This is a genomic window from Kitasatospora sp. NPDC038210, assembly GCF_055600605.1.
The window spans coordinates 1-3,471 of record NZ_JBVJYK010000075.1 but is presented as its reverse complement, the minus strand read 5'-3'; the positions used below and the strand labels follow the sequence as shown (position 1 = coordinate 3,471).

Here is a 3,471-nt window from a genome sequence, read left to right as displayed (position 1 = left end):
CGACCCCCTACGTCCACGCCTACGACACGAACGGCAAGGAGATCTACAACCAGAAGACGCAGCCCACGGTCAAGAACGCCCACCCGTAGGCACTGACGGCTGTTGTCGCAGTCCTACGGCATCGCGGGAGCGGGGTGGGCAGGACTCGTTGCCCTCCGGGTCCATCAGGACGTGCCAGTGCTCGTCCCCGGTCTGGCCGATGTCGGCCGGGCGGGCGCCGAGCTCCAGCAGGCGTTCCAGCTCGGCGTCCTGATCGCGGTCGGTGGCGTTGACGTCGATGTGCAGCCGGGACTTGCCCGGCTCCGGCGCGTCCCGGCGGCTGAGGAAGAGCGTCGGCTGCGCACCGCCGAAGCCCTCGCGCGGCCCGATCTCCATCGAGCCGTCGTCCTCGCGGCCGAGCACGACGAAGTCCAGGACCTCGCACCAGAACCGCGCCAGCACCTCGGGTTCGCGGCAACCCAGCACGAGCTCACTGATCCGACACGCCATGTGGACATCCTGCTTTCCGTACGACATCGAACGGCTCGGCGACCGTACCGGACGCGACGAGCAGCGGCGACCGATTTCCGGGCCCGGCCGCATTGACCTCAAGGAGGCTTGAAGTCCTACGGTCGATCGCATCCTGACGATCCTTCACGGAGCACCGGTCGAGCCGAAGGAGCACGGAACATGACGATCAAGACGTACACGCCGGAGGTCATCGCCGCCCAGCCCATCGGGGCGTGGAGCGGCGAGGCCTACCGCCGGGTGGTGGGAGGCCTGCGCGAGCAACTGGCGGTGGAGGGCCTCACCCAGCCGCACTGGTGGACGCTCAACCACGTCGCCGGCAGGCCCGGCGGCTGGAACCGGGCGACCCTGATCGAACGGCTCACCCCCTACGACGACCAGGACACCGCCTTCGACGCCGTCTTCGACGACCTGATCGCCCGCGGCTGGCTGACCGAGCACGCCGACACCACCCTCACCCTCACCGACGACGGCGAAGCCGCCCGCCTGCGCGCCCGCGAACGCAACCTGCGCATCCACGAACGCACCCACGAGGGCATCACCCCCGAGGACTTCGTGACCACCGTCAACGTGCTGCGCCGCATGGTGGCGAACCTGGGCGGCAACGGGAACCTCCCCGACTGACCGCTCCCCGGACGGCCGCCCTCCGGCGGAGATCGTTTGCTGACGGAGGGTCAAATAGAGGACGGGGCGGGCACCCTGAGGAGTGAGACCGCGCCCGACCGTCCAGGGGGAGACCACCATGGGGCTGATCCACGCATGGCGCATGCAGAAGCTCGTCGCGGACGCCAGGACCGCGTTCAACGAGGGTGACGCCACCTTCGTCGCCGTCCTGGACATCGACTTCCGCCACCCCGGCGCGACGATGAAGAAGATCCGCAAGGAGCTCGACGTGATGATCCGCAACGTCGAGGCGGTCGGCTGGCAGTGCGTCGGCGTCCAGCCATTCCTCTCCTCCGTCGAGATCGGCTTCATCCGCAGGTGAGCACCCGCCCGCCCCGCCCCGCGCCGGACGTCCGGCGCGGGGCGGGGCCGTGCGGGGCCGCGTGCGGGGGGTGAGCGCGAGGAATTGACCCATGGAAGCAGCCACCGATTGCCACATGATCATCGGTCTATTCGGCCATAGATTGATCACATGACGACGACGAAGAACACCGCCACCGCCGCCCCGATCCTGACCCGCTGCGCCCAGGCCGAGACCTGCGCAGACCCGAGCGCCACCATGACCCTGCTCGCCGAGACCGACCCGGGCCAGGGCGGCTTCACCGTCTACCGCTCCGCCTTCTCCGCGGGCGCCGCCGGAGCCCCCTCGCACTTCCACACCCGGGCCTGGGAGCTGTTCTTCGTGATCAGCGGCTCCCTGGAGGTGCTGATCGGCGAGGAGGTCACCGTCCTCGGCGCGGGCGACTTCCTCGCCGTGCCCCCGAACACGCCGCACGCCTTCGCCGCCGCCCAGGGTTCCGAGGCCGACGTGCTCTTCATGTTCACCCCCGGCATGGACCGCTTCGACTACCTGCGCCTGCTGGGCAGCGTCATGCGCGGCGAGACCCCGCCGGCGGCCATCGCCGCCTCCTCCGAGCGCTTCGACAACCACTACGTCGACAGCCCCGCCTGGCGCGCCGCCCTGGAGACCCGCGCCTGATGAGGGCACGCCCGGCCACGCCTCATCGCTGACGGGTGCTCGGCGGGCGGTGGCCGAGCCCCCGCTGCTACTGCAGCCGGAGTTCGAGCTGGAGCCCGCAGCCGCCGCGGCGGTCGTCGGTGTCGATGCGGACGGTGGCCGTGGTGTAGCCGTTCACATAGCTGAAGAGGCCCTGATCCGGGCCGGCGTCCCCGCACTGGGCGCGGTTGCCGTCCGAGTAGTAGTTGACTCCCAGCAACCCGTTCGGACTCGACAGGGCGAACGTGAGATCGCATCCGCCCGGCCGGTTGTCGGTGTCGATCCGGATGGTGGGGCCGAAGGTCCGGGCCGCCCGGATCGGCATCTCGTGGGTGCCCGGGTTTCCGCACTGGGCGGGGTCGCCGCCGGGGGTGGCCTGGAAGGTGTAGGTGAAGGACGAACCCGCCAGGAGACCGTCCGGGTCGTAGATGCCGAACGCGAGCTGACAGCCGCCGGGGCGGGAGTCCGTGTCGAAGCGGATCGGTTCGGTCGCCGTTAGGGTGTCCTTCCACTGGTCGCCCGTTCGTCCGCCGCACTGGCCGGGGTCCCCGTCGGCGACGAACCGGATGCCGAGCTGCGGGAAGGCGGCCAGTGCGGTGCGGGCCTGGGCGAGGGGCGCCGGGGCGACGCCGACCGCGGCCGCCGTCGCGGTGACGGCGGAGAGCAGCAGCACCCTCTGCATGGTCCTCTTCACGACATCGATTCCCTTCGTGTGGAGAGCAACGTTTCCGGGGCGCAGGATTCCGGAACTGCGAACGCCCCAAACCCACGACCGGCAGACACGTGGGGGTGCACCGCCCGAACGGTCCACCGGTCGCCTCTCCCGTCCGGGCGGTGCCGACCGGCACGCATGACGGTGATCTTCGCGGTCGCGACGTCCGCGAAGATCACTACCGGCCGCACACCACGCAGTCGGTCGACCACCCGGCACGTTCCGAGCGGCGGGCCCGCGCGGCCGGCCACCGTCCGCACCCGGCCCGTCGAGCGGGCGCGGGCCGGGTGTGGAACGGTGGAAGACCGGGGGTCCCCGGTTGCGAGAGGAGTGGCCATGTCGTCGAAGCGCCGCCGCAAGAAGAAGGCACGGGCCAGGCGCGGGGCCAACCACGGCCGCCGCCCCCAGTGCTGAGCCGCACCTGACCGCGGCCGTCGGCGGCTCCCCGCCGACGGCCGCGACCGCGCCCCGAGCCGCAGAGTCCCCTCCGGGCCGCCCTGTCAGAGGGTGTTCGATAGGGGATTCCCCCCAACTGTCCGGCTTTGGTTCTTGCGACACGGACTCGGTTCCAGGATCTCGTGACGGCCGGGCC

At 70.9% G+C, this 3,471-nt stretch carries 6 protein-coding genes; 4 read left to right on the top strand and 2 right to left on the bottom strand.

Going from position 1 to position 3,471, the window contains the following annotated elements; all coding sequences use genetic code 11:
• Positions 1 to 69: 69 nt before the first annotated feature.
• Complete coding sequence (locus ACZ7KX_RS42620; RefSeq protein ID WP_470331331.1) at positions 70 to 489, bottom strand: VOC family protein; 420 nt, start codon at positions 487 to 489, stop codon at positions 70 to 72.
• A gap of 180 nt (positions 490 to 669) precedes the next feature.
• Here ACZ7KX_RS42620 and ACZ7KX_RS42615 point away from each other — a divergent pair, with 180 nt between their 5' ends.
• The 3 genes from ACZ7KX_RS42615 (at position 670) to ACZ7KX_RS42605 (ending at position 2,149) form a co-directional block, all read left to right on the top strand.
• A complete protein-coding gene (locus ACZ7KX_RS42615) occupies positions 670 to 1,131 on the top strand; it encodes a MarR family winged helix-turn-helix transcriptional regulator (protein ID WP_470331330.1) in 462 nt (153 codons plus the stop codon).
• Positions 1,132 to 1,249: 118 nt separating this feature from the next.
• Positions 1,250 to 1,492, top strand: a complete 243-nt coding sequence (locus ACZ7KX_RS42610) for a hypothetical protein (protein WP_396552523.1) — start codon at positions 1,250 to 1,252, stop codon at positions 1,490 to 1,492.
• Between the two features lie 150 nt (positions 1,493 to 1,642).
• On the top strand, positions 1,643 to 2,149 hold the full coding sequence (locus ACZ7KX_RS42605) for a cupin domain-containing protein (RefSeq protein ID WP_470331329.1): 507 nt from the start codon (positions 1,643 to 1,645) through the stop codon (positions 2,147 to 2,149).
• A 67-nt stretch (positions 2,150 to 2,216) separates the two neighbouring features.
• On the opposite strand, the gene ACZ7KX_RS42600 is transcribed toward ACZ7KX_RS42605, so the two are convergent.
• Entirely contained in the window at positions 2,217 to 2,861 is a 645-nt protein-coding gene (locus ACZ7KX_RS42600) for a hypothetical protein (protein ID WP_470331328.1), read from the bottom strand.
• Positions 2,862 to 3,017: 156 nt separating this feature from the next.
• Here ACZ7KX_RS42600 and ACZ7KX_RS42595 point away from each other — a divergent pair, with 156 nt between their 5' ends.
• Positions 3,018 to 3,293 (top strand): hypothetical protein, encoded by a 276-nt coding sequence (locus ACZ7KX_RS42595; RefSeq protein WP_470331327.1) that lies wholly within the window; start codon positions 3,018 to 3,020, stop codon positions 3,291 to 3,293.
• Positions 3,294 to 3,471: the final 178 nt, after the last annotated feature.